Raw genomic sequence first — 16,027 nt, forward strand, 5'->3', positions numbered from 1 at the left:
CCTGCCGCCACCTCCGAAGTTGATATGCCGGAGGTATGCAATGAGTGGTTTGAAAAAGCTTCTTTTGGTCGATGACGACGACGACCTGCGAGATGCGCTCAGCGAACAGCTGATGCTGACCGAGGATTTCGACGTGTTCGAGGCCGAAACCGGTGCGAATGCCATGGAGAAGGTCAAGGAAGGCCGGTTCGACCTGGTGATCCTGGACGTTGGCCTGCCTGACACCGACGGGCGTGAGCTGTGCAAGCTCATGCGCAAGCAGGGGGTGAAGTGCCCGGTTCTGATGCTGACGGGCCATGACAGCGATGCCGACACCATCCTTGGGCTGGACGCCGGCGCGAACGATTATGTCACGAAGCCGTTCAAGTTCCCCGTCCTGCTGGCCCGCATCCGCGCCCAGCTGCGCCAGCACGAGCAGTCCGAGGATGCCGTCTTCTCGCTCGGGCCCTATTCCTTCCGTCCCGCCCAGAAGGTCCTGGTGGACGAGGCCGACAAGAAGATCCGCCTGACCGAGAAGGAAACCAACATCCTGAAGTTCCTGTATCGCGCGACCGAGGGCGTGGTGGCGCGCGACGTGCTGCTGCACGAGGTCTGGGGCTACAACGCGGGCGTGACGACCCACACGCTCGAGACGCACATCTACCGGCTGCGCCAGAAGATCGAGCCCGATCCGTCGAACGCGCGGCTGCTGGTGACCGAATCGGGGGGCTATCGCCTGGCGATCTGATCCGGCGGGCGCCGGATGCGAGAGGCGCTGCCTCTCGCGCTCTCCGAGGTACTTGCGGAAAGATGAAGGGGGGGGCGGCCGGGATTGGCTGCGCCCCTGTCGCGTCATTCGTCGCGGATGACCGTCGCCTGAAGATCGGCGGAGAGGGTGACGCCCTCGTCCGACACGACCGACAGGTCGGCCTCGCCGGGACCCATGGTGGCGCGGATGTTGCCCTCGATCAGCAGGCTGTCGCCCGTCACCTCGAGCGAGTTCACCGTCAGGTCGATGGCCTCGTCCGTCGCGGTCAGGGTGTCGCCGTTGCGGGTGAGGGTGACCTCGCCGCTTTGCATCTCGCCCTGGCGGCTGGACGGGTCGGCGGTGACGGTGACGGTCAGGCTGTCGTCTTCGCCCTGGGGCCCGTCGGCGGGATAGGCGCGCAGCGTGAGCTCGATCCCGGTATCGGTTTCGGACCAGCCGGTGGGCAGGTCTTCGCCATCGACGATGACATAGGCGACCTGCACCCCGTCGAGCGTCCCGTCGAGCGAGCCGATCGTGGTCGCGTCATCGGCGGTCTGGGCGGCGGCCGGCACCGCGAGCGCGGCCGAAAGCAGAAGGGCGGATCTGAACATGCGTTTCTCCGAGTGTTTGAACTTGGCCTGTCAACGGTCGCAGCGCGCCCCGCGTTCCCGCGATGGGCTGTCGCGCCCGGGGACGATCTGCGCTAGTCAGGCGGCCAATTGACCAGACCGGAGCCGCCGATGCCCTTCACCCTTGCCACCTGGAACATCAACTCGGTCCGCCTGCGCGAAGGGCTGGTGCGCGACTTCCTGGCCGAGACGCACGTGGACGTGCTGTGCCTGCAGGAATGCAAGTCGCCGGTCGAGAAGATCCCCGATTTCGCCGACGCGGGGTTCCCCCATGTCGTGGCGCGCGGGCAGAAGGGCTACAACGGCGTGGCGATCCTGTCGCGCAGCCCGCTGGACGAGGTGGGCGCGGACGATCACGCCGGGCTGGGCCATGCCCGCCACGTGGCGGCGCGGCTGGAGAACGGGGTCACCATCCACAACTATTACGTGCCGGCTGGCGGCGACGTACCGGACCGCGAGGTGAACGAGAAATTCGGCCAGAAGCTCGATTACCTCACGGCCATGCGCGACGCGTTCCGGGCCGCGCCGCCCGCCCGGTCGATCCTGGTGGGCGACCTGAACATCGCCCCGCGCGAGGATGACGTCTGGTCCCACAAGCAGCTGCTGAAGGTGGTGTCCCACACCCCCGTCGAGGTCGACCACCTGGCCGAGACGCAGGCGGCGGGGGCCTGGGTCGACATCACCCGCGCGCATATCCCGGAGGGGCAGCTGTATTCCTGGTGGTCCTACCGGGCGAAGGACTGGGATGCCGCCGACAAGGGGCGCCGGCTGGACCATATCTGGGCGACACCCGACATCGCCGATGCGGCCCGGGACAGCCGGATCCTGCGTCACGTGCGCGGCTGGGAGAAGCCGTCGGACCACGCCCCGGTGCTGGCAACCTTCGACCTCTGACCTTGATTTGACGCCGGCGCCACGCCATCTAGCGGGCGAACGGACAAAGGGATGCGCACGATGATCGAACTGGGACAGGGCACCGCCGCCCCCGCCGCCGCCGACCTGATCAAGGAGGGCACCGAGGCGAGCTTCATGGCCGACGTGGTCGAGGCCAGCCAGCAGGTGCCGGTGATCGTCGACTTCTGGGCCCCCTGGTGCGGCCCGTGCAAGACCCTGGGCCCGATGCTGGAAAAGGCCGTGACCGAGGCCAAGGGCGCCGTGAAAATGGTCAAGATTGACGTCGACCGCGCCCAGTCCATCGCGGCGCAGCTTCAGATCCAGTCGATCCCGACCGTCTATGCCTTCTACAAGGGGCAGCCGGTGGACGGCTTCCAGGGCGCGATCCCCCAATCCGAGATCAAGGCCTTCGTCGACCGCCTGGTCGCACAGGGCGGCGGTGCGCCCGGCGGCGAGGAAGACGGCCTGGCCGAGGCCTTGCAGACGGCCGAGGACATGCTCGCGGCCGGGCAGGCCGAGGACGCCGCGCAGGTCTTCGCCGCCATCGCGGGCGAGGCGCCCGACCGCGCCGCCGCCCATGCGGGCCTGGTGCGCGCCCACATCGCCATGGGCGACCTGGAACAGGCCGAGGCCATACTGAACGGCGTCGATGCGTCGATCAGCCACGCGCCCGAGCTCGAGGCCGCCCACGCCCAGCTGCAACTGGCGCGACAGGCCGCCGATGCCGGCCCCGTGGACGATCTGCGCGCCCGGGTCGAGGCCGACCCCGACGACCACCAGGCCCGGATCGACCTGGCCAAGGCCCTGCACGCCACGGGCAACACCGAGGAGGCGGTCGACCAGCTGCTCGAATCCTTCCGCCGCGACCGCGAGTGGAATGACGGCGCGGCCCGTGCGCAGCTGTTCACCCTGTTCGACGCCTTGCCGCCGCAGGACCCGGTTGCGCTGAAGGGTCGCCGAAGATTGTCGTCGATGATCTTTGCTTGAGTGTCTGCCAGCCTAGGTAGCAGGGCATGGCAAAGAAGTTCGATCTTCCGCAAACGATCCCCGTCTTTCCGCTCCCCGGCGCGCTGCTTCTGCCGCGCGGGAAACTGCCGCTGCATATCTTCGAGCCGCGCTACCTTGCGATGATCGAGGACACCATGCGCACCGATCACCGCCTGATCGGCATGGTGCAGCCGCGCGAGGTGCCCGGCGGCGCCGAAAAACGGCTGCACAGCATCGGTTGCGCGGGGCGCCTGACCCAGTGGTCCGAGACCGACGACGGGCGCTACATGATCACGCTCACGGGCGTGTCGCGCTACCGGATCACCAGCGAACAGGAAGGGTTCGAGCCCTATCGCCGCTGCGACGTGACGTGGGACGCGTTCACCCGCGACCTGGGGCAGCCGGAAAAGGACCCGGGATTCGACCGCGACGCGTTCCTAGACCTGCTCAGCCGCTATTTCGAGGCGCAGGAGCTGAAAACCGATTGGGAGTCGCTGTCGGGGGCCGAGGACGAGCTTCTGATCAACGCCCTGTCGATGCTGTGCCCCTTCGATCCCGAGGACAAGCAGGCCCTGCTCGAGGCGCCCGACCTGACCACCCGCCGCGAGACGCTGGTCACCCTGATCGAGTTCGCCCTGCGCGGCGGCGACGACGAAGGCGTGCTGCAATGAGCGAACAGAGCTACGACCGCAAGATGCTCGAGGCGCTGGTCTGCCCGCAAACGCAGGCGCCGCTGCATTACGACGCCGACCGGCAGGAGCTGGTCTCGAAGGCTGCACACCTGGCCTACCCGATCCGCGGCGGGATCCCGATCATGCTGATCGACGAGGCGCGCAAGATCGACGACTAGAGCTAGCCGACTAGATCGGGCGGCCCTGTAGAAGGCGCGGGCGGTCCCCGGTCAGGCCGGCCGCCTCGCGGATGGCGCCGCGGCGCAGACCGGGCAGGTGCCCGACCAACCCGAGCCCCGCGTCACGGACCGCCCGCAGGATCGGGTTGTCGTTGGAGAACAGTCGGTTGAACCCGTCGGTCGCCAGGGCCAGGGCCGAGACGTCGAAGCGCCGCCATTGCTCGTAGCGGCGCAGCACGTCGATTCGGCCGATATCCTCGCCCCGACGGTGCGCATCCACGACGACCTCGGCCAGGCTGCCCACGTCCTTCAGCCCCGCGTTCAGGCCCTGACCGGCGATCGGGTGCACCGCGTGGGCCGCGTCGCCCACCAGCGCCACGCGCGGCGCGGCAAAGCTGTTGGCGATGCTCAGCGCAAGCGGGTAGGTAAAGCGCCGCCCGGCCAGCGAAATCTCCCCCAGGAAATTGCCGAAGCGGGGCCGCAACACGTCCAGGTAGGCGTCGTCCGGCAGGTCGGTGAGGGCGCGCGCCCGCTCGCGTCGCTCGGTCCAGACGATCGAGCAGCGGTTGCCCTTCAGCGGCAGGATGGCCAGGGGCCCCTCGGGCATGAAGAACTGGTGCGCGACGCCGTCATGGGGTCGCTCGTGGCCGATGGCGGCGACCAGCGCGTTCTGCGGATACTCCCACCCGGTGCGGCGGATGCCCGCGCGCTGCGCGGTGGCCGAGCGGCGCCCGTCGCAGCCCACCAGCAGACGCCCGTCGATCTCGCGCCCGTCGGACAAGGTGGCGGTGACACCGGATGCGTGGGGCGCCTGCCCGGTCACCGAGACGCCCGTGATCGCGGTGATCCGCGCGTCCTTGTCGATGGCGTCCAGCAGCGCTGGTCTCAGGTGCCGGTCCTCGACCATGAAGCCCATCGGGCCTTCCTCGATCTGGGCGTGGTCGAATTCCAGCGTCAGGGGCGACGGGCCGGTGCCCGCAGTCCCGTCGCTGATGCGGATGTCCAGGATGGGCTGCGCGCCATCGGCCAGCCCCGGCCAAAGGCCGAGCGCGCCGAGCAGTGCCCTTGAAGCCGCCGAAAGGGCGTAGCTGCGCCCGTCGAACTCGGCCCCGCCGCGTGTGTCCACCGGCACCGGGTCGATAAGCGCCACGTCCAGCCCGCCGCTGGCCAGCGCCAGCGCAAGGGTGCAGCCGTTCAGCCCGCCACCCGCGATGATAACGTCATGATCCATGGCGCTGACTATGGTCTTGCGGCGGGCATTGTCCATGCGCCGCCGCGCCGCTACCGTCGCGGCGAACCGGGCGGGGGACACCATGGACGATCTGACACGGGCGACGGCATGTGACCTGGGGCGCGCCATCGGGCAGGGCGCGCTGGACCCCGTGGAACTGGCGCAAACCTTCCTGGACGCCGCCAGCGACCACGACCTCGCCCCCCGCATCTTCGCGCGCATGACCCCGGACCGCGCGTTGTCCGAGGCACAGGCGGCGCGGCAGCGAGCCCGGCACGGTGTGCGGCGGGGGCTGCTGGACGGCGTGCCCATCGGCTGGAAGGACCTTTATGACTGCGCGGGTGTGCCCTGCGAAGGCGGCAGCGCGTTGCTGGAAGGCCGCGTGCCCGACCGGGATGCCGCGTTGCTGCGGCAGGCGACGCTGGCGGGACTGGTGTGCCTCGGCAAGACCCATCTGAGCGAGCTGGCGTTCTCGGGCCTGGGTCTGAACCCGTCGACGGCGACGCCGCCCTGCGTGAACGACCCCGACGCGGTGTCGGGCGGGTCGTCCTCGGGCGCGGCGGCGTCGGTGGCGTTCGGCCTGGCGCCGGCGGGAATCGGGTCCGACACCGGGGGATCGATCCGGCTCCCCGCGGCCTGGAACGACCTTGTGGGCTTCAAGCCCGGTCACGGATCGCTGTCGATGGAGGGTGCTCTGCCGCTCTGCCCCAGCTTCGACACGGCCGGGCCGCTGGCGCGCTCCGTCGAGGACGCGGCCGAGATCTGGGCGGTGCTGGCGGGTCGGCGTGCGCCCGACCTTGCCTACTCGTCGCTGGCCGGGCGCCGCCTGATGGTGCTGGAGAACGCGCTGGCCGACTGCGACGAGACCGTCGTGGAGGGTTTCGAACGCGCGGTGGCCCTGCTTGAACGGGCCGGGGCGGTGGTCGAGCGCCGCGCGCTGCCCTGCGTCGATACCGCGCTGGCGCAAAGCCCGCTGGTTTTCGCGCCCGAGGGCTATGCCATCTGGCGCGAGACGATCGAATCCGCGCCCGACAGGATGTATCACCAGGTGCGGACCCGGTTCCGGGCGGGCGCCGATGTCAGCGCCTGCGACTTCGTGGCCGCGTGGCGCACGCTCGACCGAATGCGCGCCGAATACGCCGCGGCGACCGCCGGATACGACGCCGTGATCCAACCGACCTGCCCGATCCTGCCGCCCAAGCGCGCCCGGCTCGAGACCGACGACGACTACTACGTCAGCGCGAACCTGATGACCCTGCGCAACACCCGGATCGGCAACCTTCTGGGCCTGGCCGGGCTGAGCCTGCCCAGCGGCACGCCCTCGGTCGGCCTTCTTTTGCAGGGGCTTGCGGGGCACGAGGGGCGTCTTCTGCGGCTCGGGCAAGCGGCTGAACGGGCGCTGGCCTAAAAGCCACAGGCCCCCCGCCAAGCCCCGTGCCGCCCGCCAGCCGGCTGGACCGCCCGGCGGGCTTCACGTTATCGTTCGTCCCAAATGGGGCGACAGACCCCTGTATCGAGGCACCTAATGCAGCACCCCGCGCGGTTCCAAACCCTGCCGGCCTATGCGTTTCCGCGTCTGCGGAGCCTTCTCGACGTGCACGCTCCCGGCGGCGACGTGATCCACATGACCATCGGTGACCCGCGCCACGCGCCGCCGGACTTCGTCCTGGACGAGATCGCGGCGCATGTGGGGGCCTTTGCGAACTACCCGCCCAATGACGGCACGCCCGTGCTGCGCCACTCGATCACCGCCTGGCTCAAGCGGCGCTACGGTGTCGAGGTCTGCGCCGAAACCCAGGTCCTGCCGCTGAACGGCACACGCGAGGGGCTGTTCAACGCCGCCGTCGCCCTGTGCCCCGAGGAAAAGAACGGCCAGGTGCCGGTCGTTCTGACCCCGAACCCGTTCTACCAGGTCTACGCGGTCGCGGCGCTGGCCATGGCGGCCCAGCCGCATTACGTGCCCGCGACGGCCGCGACCGGGTTTCTGCCCGACTACACGGCGCTGCCGCCCGAAGTGCTGGACCGGGTCGCCGTCGCCTATATCTGCTCGCCCTCGAACCCGCAGGGTGCCGTCGCGGACACCGAATACTGGCGCAGCCTGCTGGAGCTGGCCGAGCGGCACGATTTCCGGGTCTTCGCGGATGAATGCTATTCCGAGGTCTATCGCGGCACGCCGCCGCCGGGCGCCATGGAAGTGGCGCAGAAGATGGGCGCCGACCCCGAGCGGCTGCTGATCTTCCATTCGCTGTCCAAGCGTTCGAACCTCGCCGGTCTGCGCTCGGGCTTCGTCGCGGGCGGCAAGCAGACGATCGCGGCGCTGAAGCAGCTGCGCAACTACGCGGGCGCGCCCCTTCCGGTGCCGTTGCAGGCGGTGGCCGCCCGCGCCTGGGCCGACGAGGCCCACGTGGACGCCAGCCGCGCGCGCTATGTCCGCAAGTACGAGATGGCCGACCGCATCTTCGCGAACATACCGGGCTGCGCGGCGCCCCAGGCGGGGTTCTTTCTGTGGCTGCCGGTCGAGGATGGCGAGGCGGCCGCGCTGAAGCTGTGGCAGACAACGGGGGTCCGGGTGCTGCCGGGCGCCTACCTGTCGCGCGATACCGACGCGGGCAATCCGGGGAAGAAGTTCATCAGGGTGGCGATGGTCGCCGACGAGGACGAGGTGGCCGAGGGTCTGACACAGATCCGCGACTGCCTGTTCAAAGAATAAAAAGAGCAACGAGGCAACGATGGCGTATCAGACACGCGGGCGGGACCCGCTGTTCGACAGCAACACCCAGGCGGCGCTGGAACGGCGCGGGCGCGAACTGCTGGGCCTTCTGCTGATTGGTTTGGGCGTCGCCGTCGCGCTGATGCTGGCCAGCTATCGCCCAGACGATCCCAGCTGGCTTTCGGTCACCTCCGAGCCGGCGCGCAACCTGCTGGGGCGCATGGGCGCCTCGATCGCGTCACCGCTGAACATCATCGTGGGCTGGGGCGCCTGGGGCATCGCGCTGACCTTCCTGGTCTGGGGCGGGCGGTTCCTGATGCACCGCGGCGAAGAGCGCGCCCTGTCGCGCGCCGTCTTCGCACCGATCGCCATCGCGCTGGGCTCGGTCTATGCCTCGACCCACGTGCCGGGTGCCGACTGGGGCCATTCCTTCGGTCTGGGCGGGCTGTTCGGGGATACCGCGCTGGGCACGCTGCTGGGCGTGCTGGGCGTCTCGGGGGCCTTCGGGCTCAAGGCCACGGCGTTCCTGCTGATGGTCGCGACGCTGGTGATGGGCGGCTTCGTTCTGGGCGTGACCCGGGCCGAGCTGCGCCAGATCGCGGGCTGGCTGCTGCGCGGCATCGTGATGACCTATGCCTCGCTGATGACCGCGCTGGCCGCCGGGTCTCGGACCGTGGGCGCCGGCGTGGGCGCGGGGGCCGCCGCCGCGGCACAGGCACGCGCCCGCCGGGCCGAGCGCGCCGCCGAACGCGAAGCCGCGCGCCAGGCCGCTCTGCTGGAACCCGAGACGGACGGCCCGGCGCAGCCTCGCCCCGTTCTGCGCGCCGCCCCGCCGCGCCCCGTCGCGAACGAGGACGAGGAGCTCTTCGGAGAGGACGAGGACGATTATGCCGATCAGCCCCGCGCCGGTATCCTGGGGCGGCTGACCGGCGCCCTGCGCACGTCCGACGCGGCCGCCGAGCAGATGCCGCCCCTGTCCGGTGAGGACCGCATCAAGTCCAAGATCTCCGATGTCATCAAGGCCCGGGCGCGCAGCCAGCCGGTGCTGACGGCGGGGCACGCGCGTGGCGCCGAGCCCTTGCTGGCGCGCCGCCATCCGCGCGGCCCGCAACCGTTGCGCATCGACCAGACGCCGCCGCTGACGGCGACGGACGCCCCCCAGGCCGAGCCGGTCGAGGATGACCTGAGCGCGCGTGAAATGCCCGAGCCCGAGCTGGTCGCGCCCACCCCGCACCGCCCCGAACCGCAGCCGGCCCCCCGCGCCGCGCCGCCGGCCCCGCAGACCAAGCCCGTGGTCCAGCACATGAACCGCAAGGCCCCCGCGCCGTCGACCAAGGCCAAGGACGAGGCGCAGCCCAAGCTGGCCTTCGACGACCAGAGCGCGGCCTACGAGCATCCGCCGCTGTCGCTGCTGACCAGCCCCGACACGGTGACGCGGCATGTTCTGAGCGACGAGGCGCTGGAAGAGAACGCGCGGATGCTCGAGAACGTGCTGGACGATTACGGCGTGAAGGGCGAGATCGTCAGCGTCCGCCCCGGCCCCGTCGTCACCATGTACGAGCTTGAGCCGGCGCCGGGTCTGAAGGCCAGCCGCGTTATCGGCTTGGCCGACGACATCGCGCGATCCATGTCGGCCCTGTCGGCGCGGGTTTCGACCGTTCCGGGGCGCAGTGTCATCGGCATCGAATTGCCCAACGAGAACCGCGAGATGTGCGTCCTGCGCGAGATCCTGGCCACCCGCGATTTCGGCGACGGCAACCACCGCCTGCCGCTGGCGCTGGGCAAGGATATCGGCGGTGACCCGGTGGTCGCGAACCTTGCCAAGATGCCCCACCTCCTGATCGCGGGGACGACCGGCTCGGGCAAGTCGGTGGCGATCAACACCATGATCCTGTCGCTGCTTTACAAGCTGACACCGGACGAGTGCCGGATGATCATGATCGATCCGAAGATGCTGGAACTGTCTGTTTATGATGGGATTCCGCATCTTCTGAGCCCCGTCGTCACCGACCCCAAGAAGGCGGTCGTCGCCCTGAAATGGGTCGTTGGCGAGATGGAGGACCGGTACCGCAAGATGTCCAAGATGGGCGTGCGCAACATCGAGGGCTACAATGGCCGCGTGCGCGAGGCGCTGGCCAAGGACGAGATGTTCGAGCGGACGGTCCAGACCGGGTTCGACGACGACACGGGCGAGCCGATCTACGAGACCGAGGAGATCCAGCCCGAGATCCTGCCGTTCATCGTCGTCATCGTGGACGAGATGGCCGACCTGATGATGGTCGCGGGCAAGGAAATCGAAGCCTGTATTCAACGGCTTGCGCAGATGGCACGGGCCAGCGGCATCCACCTGATCATGGCCACGCAGCGCCCGTCGGTGGACGTCATCACCGGCACGATCAAGGCGAACTTCCCGACGCGGATCAGCTTCAGCGTGACCTCGAAGATCGACAGCCGCACCATCCTGGGCGAGCAGGGGGCCGAGCAGCTTCTGGGCATGGGGGACATGCTCTACATGGCGGGCGGATCGAAGATCACCCGCGTGCACGGGCCGTTCTGCTCGGACGAGGAGGTCGAGGAAATCGTCAACTATCTCAAGAGCTTCGGTCCGCCCGAATACATGTCGGGCGTGGTCGACGGCCCCGCCGAGGACAAGGGCAGCGACATCGACGCGGTGCTGGGTCTGGGCGGCGGCGACGGCAATTCCGAGGACGAACTGTACGACAAGGCGGTCGCCATCGTCATCAAGGACCGCAAGTGCTCGACCTCGTATATCCAGCGCAAGCTGGCCATCGGCTACAACAAGGCTGCACGGCTGGTGGAGCAGATGGAGGAAGAGGGCGTCGTCAGCAGCGCCAACCACGTGGGCAAGCGCGAGATCCTGGTGCCGGAACCGACCTGAGGGGGCGCGCAACCGCGGCGCGGGCCGTCCTGTCCACGATCTGTGCACGGATGGTGCCGCGGTCGTGCCCCTAGCGTGCGCCCCGCGTGCCGCTTCCGTGCGGCGGGGGTGCACCGGCAGGCCCATGATGTCGGACCGGCGGCCTAGATCGTGCACGGGGCGTGCACCGGACGTGCCGACGCGAAGACGACAATGTGCACCTGGGCCATTGGGGTTGAATACTGAAGGCGCTCGCCGGGACACGGGATCTGCGCCTTGCGGGGTGCAAAAACGAGAACGGCCCGCCGAGGGCGGGCCGTTTCGTCTTAAGCGGTCGTGACGCTTACTGCTTGCCGTTGGCGCCGATGAACCAGCAGTCCTTGTCCATCGTGCGGCTGATCTCGACGAACAGGTCTTCGCTGTCGGGGTCGCCGGCCTCGTCGGCGGTCTCGGCGGCCTTGCGGATCATCTCACCGCATTTCAGGAACCGGTCCTTCAGCGCTTTGATGTGATCCTCGATGTGCTCCATGTCGGTCGGATACGGCTCGATGTTCGACTCGGCCGCGACGACCTCGACGGTGCCTTTCGCCTGGCCGCCCAGGATGGTGCAGCGTTCGGCGATGGTGTCCTGCGCCTCGCGCAGGTTGTCGGCCACGTCGTCCAGCAGCTCGTGGACGCCGATGAAGCCGGGGCCCTTCAGGTTCCAATGGGCCTGCTTCACGGCGAGGGCCAGGGCCGACACGTCGGCGAGGCGGGCGTTGAGCAGGTCGATGACCTTGTGGCGGGCCTGATCGTCGATTCCTTGAACAAATGCTTCGGGCATTGCGGATTCCTTTTATCAGTCGTGCATGGGTGCGAGCGGCCTTGCCGCCGCGCTTGTCCCAGTAATCCGCGCGGGGCCTGCCCGGTTCCATCGCCTTTGTCGCAGGGCGACACGGGCGTGTTATTGCCTGACGATGGCGGGGTGCGGCATGCGGTCCTATATGCGGTGCAAGAAACGGAAGGACGCAACCATGCTTACCAAACGACATTTTCTGATGGGCACCGCCGCCGTGCTGGCCGCCAGGCCGGCGATGGCCGCGCCGATCTCGCTGAATGCGTTGTCGCAATACTTGAACGCCATGCGCACCGCCGAGGCCGAGTTTACCCAGATCAACGCCGACGGCACGATCTCGACCGGGCAGATCTACATCCAGCGGCCCGGGCGCGTGCGCTTCGACTACAACCCGCCGGAGGAAACGCTGGTCATGGCCGGCGGCGGACAGGTCGCCGTGTTCGACGGCAAGTCCAACACCGGCCGCCCCGAGCAATACCCGCTGAGCCGCACGCCGCTGAGCATCATCCTCGAGGCGAACGTGAACCTGGCGCAGCGCAACATGGTGGTCGGCCACCGCGAGGACGGCGCCAAGACCATCGTCACCGCGCAGGACCCCGAGAACCCGCAATACGGCCGGATCGAGCTGGTGTTCACCGCCAACCCGATCCAGCTGCGCCAGTGGGTGATCATCGACGGGCAGGGCAGCCGGACCACGGTGGTGCTGGGCGATCTGCAGACCGGGGGCAACTTCCCGGCGCGGTATTTCTCGATCCCGACCGAGATTTCGCGCCGCGGCTAGGGGCGGCCACTGGCCGCCGCCGCCGCCCGGGTGTAAGGCCGCCCCATGGCCCCCACCCGCGGCATCCTGATGATCCTCGTCGCCATGGCGCTCTTCACCCTGATGTCGAGCTTCGTGAAGGCGGCATCGGTGCGCGTGCCCACGGGCGAGGTCGTTTTCTTCCGCGCCGGCCTGTCGATCCCGATCATCGCGGCGTGGCTGTGGATGCGGGGCGACCTGGCGGCGGGGCTGCGCACCGCGAACTGGCACCGCCACGCCGTGCGCGGACTCGCGGGGACGATGGCCATGGGCATGGGGTTCGCCGGATTGGCGCACCTGCCGCTGGCCGAGGTGACGGCGATCCGCTTCGTCACGCCGGTGATGCTTGTGATCTTCGCAGCGCTGATCCTGGGCGAACGGGTGCGGCTGGTGCGGATCACCGCCGTGGCCATGGGCTTGGTCGGCGTGGGCATCATTGTCTGGCCGCAGCTTGGGCAGGAGGGGCTGGGCCCCACCGCCACCCTGGGCGTGGCGCTGACGCTGGGCTCGGCCACGCTGGCCGCGCTGGCGCAGACCTTCATCAAGGCGATGTCGGGCTCCGAGCGGGTCGAGGCCATCGTCTTCTACTTCTCCTGCACCGCCGCCACCCTGTCGCTGCTGACGCTGCCCTTCGGCTGGGTCTGGCCCACGCCCTATGAATGGGCGCTGCTGCTGGGCGCGGGCAGTATCGGCGTGGTGGGGCAGTTGCTGATGACCGCCAGCTATCGCCACGCCGACGCGGGCGCGCTGGCGCCGTTCACCTATACCTCGATGCTGTGGGCGATCGGGCTGGGCTATGTCTGGTTCGGGGACGTGCCGGGGCTTTATACGCTGGCGGGCGCCGCTCTGGTCATCGCGGCGGGCATCGTCATCGTCTGGCGCGAACGGCAGCTGGCCCGCGGCGGCACCGCGCGCCGCAAGCTGCGCGCCAAGGGGATGATGTAGCCGGTCCTTGCATTCCCGTCGCGGGCCGAGGTCGGGGCATGAAATCGGCGCGGTGTTATGGTATGTTCAGCGCACGCATTGGCACTGGGAGGAGCCGACATGACACGCCACATCATCGACAAGAGCGCGCCGAGCCCGTCGCGCCGCGCGATTCGCACGTTCCTGCGGATGGAGCGGGCCGAGGCCAGCGGCGGCATCAGCCGGCTGGTCGCCCGGCTGGACCGGCAGCCCGGCCGGCGCACCGGGGCGCGCCTGCCTGCGTTTCTGCGGATCGACCGCGGCCGCGAGGCCTGACCGGCCCTAGCTGCGGACCAGCTTTTCGTAGCTTTCGGCCACGTCGCGGGTCAGCGCGCCGACCTCGAACGTGTAGTCGCCGATCTGGCCCACCGGCGTGACCTCGGCCGCGGTGCCGGTCAGCCAGCACTGCTCGAAGCCCTCGAGCTCTTCGGGCATGATGTGGCGTTCGTGCACCGTCACGCCCTTGTCGCGCAGCATGGCAAGCACCGTCTGCCGGGTGATCCCGTTCAGGAAGCAGTCGGGCAGGGGGGTGTGCACCTCGCCGTCCTTGACGAAGAAGATGTTGGCGCCGGTCGCCTCGGCCACGTAGCCGCGATAGTCCAGCATCATGGCGTCCGAGCATCCCTTGGCCTCGGCCGCGTGCTTGGACATGGTGCAGATCATATAGAGACCGGCCGCCTTCGCCTCGCAGGGGATGGTTTCGGGCGACGGGCGCTTCCACTTGGACAGGTCGAGCTTGGCGCCCTTCATCTTGGCGTCGCCGTAGTAGTTGCCCCATTCCCAGGCCGCGACGGCCATGCGCACCGGGTTACGCGCCGAGGCGACCCCCATGTCGGACCCCGCCCCGCGCCACGCCACCGCGCGGACATAGGCGTTCTCCAGCCCGTTGGCCTTCAGCACCGCTTCTTTCGCGGCGTCGATCTCGGCCACGGTATAGGGGATCTCGAAGTCGACGAGGTTGGCGGATTTCTTCAGACGCTCCGAATGCTCGGTGCCCTTGAAGATCTTGCCGTTGTAGCAGCGCTCGCCCTCGAAGACCGAGCTTGCGTAGTGCAGCGCGTGGGTCAGGATGTGCACCTTCGCGTCACGCCATTCCACCATCTGGCCGTCCATCCAGATCTTGCCGTCACGATCGTCATAGCCGCCAGACATGGCCGTATTCCTTACCTAATTTTCCGTTTGTTACCCGAATGCGTCCGCTTCGGACATTTTATTGCGATAATTGCGAGAATCCGCTAACAGTCGGTGCTTGGAATGTCAATAAGGCTGACGTAAACTCGGGGCAATTCGGCGATGAGGGGCGCGATGAACAAGCCACATTCTCCGGGCGGCGAGGGATTGCTGTTCCTGACCGACGCCCAGCTGCGCAAGGGGATCGAGGCGATGTTCTTCGCCTATCGCGGCTTCACCGCCGATCCCGACCGGATCCTGGCGCAATACGGCTATGGCCGGGCGCATCACCGGGCGGTGCATTTCATCAACCGGACGCCGGGCACGAACGTGAACAACCTGCTGCAGATCCTGGGCGTGACGAAGCAGTCGCTGAACCGCGTGCTGCGGACGCTGATCGCCGACGGGCTGGTCGACAGCCGCGTGGGCGCGCGCGACAAGCGCGAGCGGCACCTGTTCCTGACCGACAAGGGCGCCGCGCTGGAGGCCGAGCTGAGCGAGGCGCAGCGCGTGCGCATGCGCGCCGCCTACCGCGATGCCGGTCCGCAGGCCGTGGCAGGCTTTCGCGCCGTGCTCGAGGCGATGATGGACCCCGAACAGCGCCGCCAGTTCAACGAAGACCTCGAGGCCGGGTCATGAGCGGGCCCGACGCGCACCTGATGATCGTCGACGACGACGAGCGGATCCGGTCGCTTCTGTGCAAGTTCCTGGCGCGCAGCGGGTTCTTCGTGACCGGCGCGCGGGACGCGGCCCACGCGCGGCGCCTGCTGGAGGGGCTGGATTTCGACCTGATCGTGCTGGACGTGATGATGCCGGGCGAGGACGGCGTGTCGCTGACCCGCCACCTGCGCGAGACGCGCGCGATCCCGGTCCTGCTGCTGACGGCGAAGGGCGAGACCGCCGACCGCATCGCGGGCCTCGAGGCGGGGGCGGACGACTACCTGGCCAAGCCGTTCGAGCCGAAGGAGCTGCTGCTGCGCATCAACGCCATCCTGCGCCGCGTGCCCCAGGAGGTCGAGACCGACGCCGCGCCCAAGGTGCTGAACCTGGGGGACGTGCGCTACGACATCGCGCGGGGCGAGATGTGGCGCGGCCCCGACATGGTGCGCCTGACTGCCACGGAGGCGCAGCTGATGCGCATCTTCGCGGGACAGGTGGGCGAGCCGGTGTCGCGCGCCAAGCTGATCGAGGACCTGGGCCGCACCGGGCCGGACGGCGAGATCGCGCAGGACCGCGCGGTGGACGTCCAGATCACCCGCCTGCGCCGCAAGATCGAGGCCGACTCGAAACAGCCCCGCTATTTGCAGACGGTCCGCGGCGCGGGCTATGTCCTGATGACCGACTGACGTCGGAC

At 68.8% G+C, this 16,027-nt stretch carries 17 protein-coding genes; 13 read left to right on the forward strand and 4 right to left on the reverse strand.

From position 1 onward, the window contains the following. Positions 1 to 40 precede the first annotated feature (40 nt). Complete coding sequence (locus tag BUB76_RS04835; protein WP_073127309.1) at positions 41 to 727, forward strand: response regulator transcription factor; 687 nt, start codon at positions 41 to 43, stop codon at positions 725 to 727. A 104-nt stretch (positions 728 to 831) separates the two neighbouring features. On the opposite strand, the gene BUB76_RS04840 is transcribed toward BUB76_RS04835, so the two are convergent. After that, positions 832 to 1,338: a hypothetical protein gene (locus BUB76_RS04840; protein WP_073127311.1), complete on the reverse strand. Its 507-nt coding sequence runs from the start codon at positions 1,336 to 1,338 to the stop codon at positions 832 to 834. A gap of 129 nt (positions 1,339 to 1,467) precedes the next feature. Here BUB76_RS04840 and BUB76_RS04845 point away from each other — a divergent pair, with 129 nt between their 5' ends. Genes BUB76_RS04845 through BUB76_RS04860 form a run of 4 tightly spaced genes read left to right on the forward strand, consistent with a single transcriptional unit; the run spans position 1,468 to position 4,087 of the window. Then, entirely contained in the window at positions 1,468 to 2,250 is a 783-nt protein-coding gene (locus BUB76_RS04845; protein WP_073127313.1) for an exodeoxyribonuclease III, read from the forward strand. A gap of 60 nt (positions 2,251 to 2,310) precedes the next feature. Beyond that, positions 2,311 to 3,237: a thioredoxin gene (gene trxA, locus BUB76_RS04850; RefSeq protein ID WP_073127551.1), complete on the forward strand. Its 927-nt coding sequence runs from the start codon at positions 2,311 to 2,313 to the stop codon at positions 3,235 to 3,237. 26 nt (positions 3,238 to 3,263) lie between these two features. Beyond that, positions 3,264 to 3,908, forward strand: a complete 645-nt coding sequence (locus BUB76_RS04855; protein ID WP_073127316.1) for an LON peptidase substrate-binding domain-containing protein — start codon at positions 3,264 to 3,266, stop codon at positions 3,906 to 3,908. Next, complete coding sequence (locus tag BUB76_RS04860) at positions 3,905 to 4,087, forward strand: Trm112 family protein (protein ID WP_073127318.1); 183 nt, start codon at positions 3,905 to 3,907, stop codon at positions 4,085 to 4,087. The genes BUB76_RS04855 and BUB76_RS04860 overlap by 4 nt, the downstream gene beginning before the upstream one ends. A gap of 10 nt (positions 4,088 to 4,097) precedes the next feature. Here BUB76_RS04860 and BUB76_RS04865 read toward each other — a convergent pair whose 3' ends face one another. Beyond that, entirely contained in the window at positions 4,098 to 5,354 is a 1,257-nt protein-coding gene (locus BUB76_RS04865; RefSeq protein ID WP_073127321.1) for an FAD-dependent monooxygenase, read from the reverse strand. 46 nt (positions 5,355 to 5,400) lie between these two features. Between BUB76_RS04865 and BUB76_RS04870 the strand changes: the two genes are divergently transcribed. The 3 genes from BUB76_RS04870 (at position 5,401) to BUB76_RS04880 (ending at position 10,927) form a co-directional block, all read left to right on the forward strand. Beyond that, on the forward strand, positions 5,401 to 6,726 hold the full coding sequence (locus BUB76_RS04870; protein WP_073127553.1) for an amidase: 1,326 nt from the start codon (positions 5,401 to 5,403) through the stop codon (positions 6,724 to 6,726). Between the two features lie 117 nt (positions 6,727 to 6,843). Beyond that, positions 6,844 to 8,028 carry an aminotransferase class I/II-fold pyridoxal phosphate-dependent enzyme gene (locus tag BUB76_RS04875; RefSeq protein WP_073127322.1) on the forward strand — a complete coding sequence of 395 codons (1,185 nt, stop codon included), beginning with the start codon at positions 6,844 to 6,846 and terminating at the stop codon, positions 8,026 to 8,028. 19 nt (positions 8,029 to 8,047) lie between these two features. After that, positions 8,048 to 10,927: a DNA translocase FtsK gene (locus BUB76_RS04880; protein WP_073127324.1), complete on the forward strand. Its 2,880-nt coding sequence runs from the start codon at positions 8,048 to 8,050 to the stop codon at positions 10,925 to 10,927. A gap of 322 nt (positions 10,928 to 11,249) precedes the next feature. On the opposite strand, the gene dps is transcribed toward BUB76_RS04880, so the two are convergent. After that, entirely contained in the window at positions 11,250 to 11,729 is a 480-nt protein-coding gene (gene dps, locus BUB76_RS04885) for a DNA starvation/stationary phase protection protein Dps (protein WP_073127327.1), read from the reverse strand. 190 nt (positions 11,730 to 11,919) lie between these two features. Here dps and BUB76_RS04890 point away from each other — a divergent pair, with 190 nt between their 5' ends. The 3 genes from BUB76_RS04890 to BUB76_RS04900 all read left to right on the forward strand — a co-directional run bounded on the left by BUB76_RS04890 (position 11,920) and on the right by BUB76_RS04900 (position 13,779). After that, positions 11,920 to 12,522 carry a LolA family protein gene (locus BUB76_RS04890; RefSeq protein WP_139250774.1) on the forward strand — a complete coding sequence of 201 codons (603 nt, stop codon included), beginning with the start codon at positions 11,920 to 11,922 and terminating at the stop codon, positions 12,520 to 12,522. Positions 12,523 to 12,567: 45 nt separating this feature from the next. Then, a complete protein-coding gene (locus tag BUB76_RS04895; RefSeq protein WP_073127329.1) occupies positions 12,568 to 13,485 on the forward strand; it encodes a DMT family transporter in 918 nt (305 codons plus the stop codon). Between the two features lie 99 nt (positions 13,486 to 13,584). Beyond that, the gene (locus BUB76_RS04900; RefSeq protein ID WP_073127331.1) at positions 13,585 to 13,779 is read left to right on the forward strand and encodes a hypothetical protein; all 195 of its coding nucleotides are present in this window, start codon (positions 13,585 to 13,587) and stop codon (positions 13,777 to 13,779) included. A gap of 6 nt (positions 13,780 to 13,785) precedes the next feature. Here the strand turns inward: BUB76_RS04900 and BUB76_RS04905 are convergent, their stop codons facing one another. After that, on the reverse strand, positions 13,786 to 14,655 hold the full coding sequence (locus BUB76_RS04905; protein ID WP_073127333.1) for a branched-chain amino acid aminotransferase: 870 nt from the start codon (positions 14,653 to 14,655) through the stop codon (positions 13,786 to 13,788). Between the two features lie 153 nt (positions 14,656 to 14,808). On the opposite strand from BUB76_RS04905, the gene BUB76_RS04910 reads away from it, so the two are divergent. Continuing rightward, positions 14,809 to 15,312, forward strand: coding sequence for a MarR family winged helix-turn-helix transcriptional regulator (locus BUB76_RS04910; RefSeq protein WP_073127335.1), 504 nt, complete (start codon positions 14,809 to 14,811; stop codon positions 15,310 to 15,312). Next, positions 15,309 to 16,019, forward strand: coding sequence for a response regulator (locus BUB76_RS04915; protein ID WP_073127337.1), 711 nt, complete (start codon positions 15,309 to 15,311; stop codon positions 16,017 to 16,019). The genes BUB76_RS04910 and BUB76_RS04915 overlap by 4 nt, the downstream gene beginning before the upstream one ends. Positions 16,020 to 16,027: the final 8 nt, after the last annotated feature.

Source organism: Palleronia salina, assembly GCF_900141995.1.
GTDB classification, from domain to species: Bacteria; Pseudomonadota; Alphaproteobacteria; order Rhodobacterales; family Rhodobacteraceae; genus Palleronia; species Palleronia salina.

Bases quoted from the DNA above. Each gene is read 5' to 3' on its own strand.
- BUB76_RS04875 (WP_073127322.1), top strand. From the start codon at position 6,844: ATGCAGCACCCCGCGCGGTTCCAAACCCTGCCGGCCTATGCGTTTCCG.
- BUB76_RS04860 (WP_073127318.1), top strand. From the start codon at position 3,905: ATGAGCGAACAGAGCTACGACCGCAAGATGCTCGAGGCGCTGGTCTGC.
- BUB76_RS04895 (WP_073127329.1), top strand. From the start codon at position 12,568: ATGGCCCCCACCCGCGGCATCCTGATGATCCTCGTCGCCATGGCGCTC.
- BUB76_RS04840 (WP_073127311.1), bottom strand. From the start codon at position 1,338: ATGTTCAGATCCGCCCTTCTGCTTTCGGCCGCGCTCGCGGTGCCGGCC.
- BUB76_RS04835 (WP_073127309.1), top strand. From the start codon at position 41: ATGAGTGGTTTGAAAAAGCTTCTTTTGGTCGATGACGACGACGACCTG.
- BUB76_RS04855 (WP_073127316.1), top strand. From the start codon at position 3,264: ATGGCAAAGAAGTTCGATCTTCCGCAAACGATCCCCGTCTTTCCGCTC.
- BUB76_RS04880 (WP_073127324.1), top strand. From the start codon at position 8,048: ATGGCGTATCAGACACGCGGGCGGGACCCGCTGTTCGACAGCAACACC.
- BUB76_RS04865 (WP_073127321.1), bottom strand. From the start codon at position 5,354: ATGGACAATGCCCGCCGCAAGACCATAGTCAGCGCCATGGATCATGAC.
- BUB76_RS04915 (WP_073127337.1), top strand. From the start codon at position 15,309: ATGAGCGGGCCCGACGCGCACCTGATGATCGTCGACGACGACGAGCGG.
- BUB76_RS04900 (WP_073127331.1), top strand. From the start codon at position 13,585: ATGACACGCCACATCATCGACAAGAGCGCGCCGAGCCCGTCGCGCCGC.
- BUB76_RS04910 (WP_073127335.1), top strand. From the start codon at position 14,809: ATGAACAAGCCACATTCTCCGGGCGGCGAGGGATTGCTGTTCCTGACC.
- BUB76_RS04845 (WP_073127313.1), top strand. From the start codon at position 1,468: ATGCCCTTCACCCTTGCCACCTGGAACATCAACTCGGTCCGCCTGCGC.
- trxA (WP_073127551.1), top strand. From the start codon at position 2,311: ATGATCGAACTGGGACAGGGCACCGCCGCCCCCGCCGCCGCCGACCTG.
- dps (WP_073127327.1), bottom strand. From the start codon at position 11,729: ATGCCCGAAGCATTTGTTCAAGGAATCGACGATCAGGCCCGCCACAAG.
- BUB76_RS04905 (WP_073127333.1), bottom strand. From the start codon at position 14,655: ATGTCTGGCGGCTATGACGATCGTGACGGCAAGATCTGGATGGACGGC.
- BUB76_RS04870 (WP_073127553.1), top strand. From the start codon at position 5,401: ATGGACGATCTGACACGGGCGACGGCATGTGACCTGGGGCGCGCCATC.
- BUB76_RS04890 (WP_139250774.1), top strand. From the start codon at position 11,920: ATGCTTACCAAACGACATTTTCTGATGGGCACCGCCGCCGTGCTGGCC.